The sequence below is a fragment of the Lentisphaerota bacterium genome (assembly GCA_016873675.1).
Taxonomy (GTDB): domain Bacteria; phylum Verrucomicrobiota; class Kiritimatiellia; order RFP12; family JAAYNR01; genus VGWG01.
The window spans coordinates 1-2,027 of record VGWG01000206.1; the positions used below are offsets into that span (position 1 = coordinate 1).

The window sequence follows — 2,027 nt, forward strand, 5'->3', positions numbered from 1 at the left end:
TGGCGCGGCTCTATTACCAGCTCGACAGTCACAAGTTCTGGGGGTCACTCTAGGCCGCCCTCCGCTTCGGAGCAAGTTGATTTTCTGCGGTCTTTTCGGGGGCGATCTGCCTGCGGCGAATTAGCGCGATTACCGGGTTTTCGGCGAGAACGCGGATATTGGCGAGGAGCAGATTGGCCAGCGCCGTGCGGCTGACGAAGTCGGAAGGGACCGCGCCGCTGGGCGTGCGCAGCCAGCAGCGGGCCTGTTCCCGGACGGCGTCGCCGAACGTGGCGGCCAGGAGTTGAAGGGTGCCCAGAACGATCAGGTGCAGCGCCAGGAACTTTTCGATGGCGGCGAGGGTGTTGGCGGTGCGGTCAGGGCGGGACGAAACGGGAGCGGGATGCGAGCCCCGGCGCGGGCGGCGGGAGACGGGCTCGAGATACTTGGACCAGAAGTGGTAGGCGAGGCCGCCGAGCAGATTCTTGACCGAGTCGAAGAGCGATTCGATCCGCACGCGGGCCGTGTAGAGGCTCAGGGCCAGCAGGGGGTCGAGCGTCAGATCGGAACTCATCAGGATGATCCGGCCGCGCGAGGTCTCGATCAGGATGAAGCGGACGAGTCCCTTGACCGGCTTCCAGATCAGGTCCAGGACAAGGTAGCGGACGGTTTCTTGCTTTTGGTAGACCACCGCCTCGGCGGACACGAAGTCCTGCGGCCGCGCATCGAACAGCTTCATGAGTTTGAGCTTGCGGCCATACACCCGCCGTCGTCCCTTGCGATGCGGGCGCGGAGCAGGCGGTTGCCGGTAGGCGACGACGTTCTTTTTGGCGCGGGTGAGGATATGCAAGACGCCCTGGGAGGCGGCCGCCGCGGCAAAAACGGGGCCGACGGCGAAGAACGCATCCAGAACCAGGAAGATCGGCAGTCCCCCGCGTAAACCCATCGCGGCGGCGATGTTCACCAGGCGCGTGGCGCGCGAGTCATGGGAGTCGTCGGGGTGGATTTCGGCCCATAAAGGCAGGGCGAATCGTTTGCCGTGGGCTTGGCCGAGCAGGCTCAGACACCCCCAGTGATGGCCGCGGAAGAACGACGGCTTACTGGAGGTTTCGGAATCCTGGTGCAACGTCGTCACGCCCGGCATGCGCCGCCCGTCCTTCGGTTGCTTGGTGTGGTCGCCCAGCAGCACGACGCGACCGGCCACCGATTCGACGACGGGCTGACGGATCAGCCAGTCATCCCATTGGCGGTAGAGCCGTTCGGCGTTCCAGGCCGTGGAATGGAAGAAGTGCAGCAGCGCCGGATAGCACACCGGCGCCAGACTCAGCGCCCGGACGATGGAACTGACGCCATAGACTTCCGACCGCGTGACCACGCCGGCAAACGCCACCACGAACCAGGCAAAGGTCGCCTCCCGCGTGAACGCCGGGCGTAGCGCCCGCAAAAGCCCCTCCAGGTAGCCCATCATAAAAAACCTCCATTTTGTTGTGGACGGCACGGCCGCCATAGACTATGCTACATAGCATAGTCTCATAACGCAAGGAGGTTCGATGAACAAGTCAGTGGAGGCAATGCAACGGCAGGTCCGAAAACTTCAGGTGGAGCTGGGGCGGCTGGGTCCGATGATGCGCGGCTCGGTGGTGGTGATCGGTACGCGCAACAAGCAGCCTTACTTCTCGCTCAACAAGGACAAGCGCACGCGGCTGATCTATCTGGGCCAGAAGCGCGTCGCTCTCGCCCGTCAGTACTCGAAGAACTACAAGCGGATGCTTGCCATCGTGGAGGAAATGACGATACTGAACATGGAATTGATCAAGCGCGACGCCGACCTCTGACCGCCGTCAGGCGGCGCTTAGAACAGGCCGAGAACTTGTGACTGTCGAGCTCCTGAGCAGTCACAAAAATAGAGCAAAAAAAAGTAAAAGGGGGTATCTCCTTGGCTGGACCGGCTACAACTGCTTGTGGTGTGGCTTCGGTCCGCGGGCCGACAGGGTGATACCGCGATAGGTGACGGGCTCGACCGCGACGGCATTCTGTAGCAGGCGGTA

Annotated in this window: 2 protein-coding genes; one reads left to right on the forward strand and one right to left on the reverse strand. The window is 62.8% G+C overall.

What is annotated here, in order from left to right; translation table 11 throughout:
* Positions 1-49 precede the first annotated feature (49 nt).
* Positions 50-1,486, reverse strand: a complete 1,437-nt coding sequence (locus FJ222_12720; protein MBM4165284.1) for a transposase — start codon at positions 1,484-1,486, stop codon at positions 50-52.
* Between the two features lie 43 nt (positions 1,487-1,529).
* Here FJ222_12720 and FJ222_12725 point away from each other — a divergent pair, with 43 nt between their 5' ends.
* On the forward strand, positions 1,530-1,814 hold the full coding sequence (locus FJ222_12725) for a hypothetical protein (protein ID MBM4165285.1): 285 nt from the start codon (positions 1,530-1,532) through the stop codon (positions 1,812-1,814).
* The last annotated feature ends 213 nt before the right edge of the window (positions 1,815-2,027 follow it).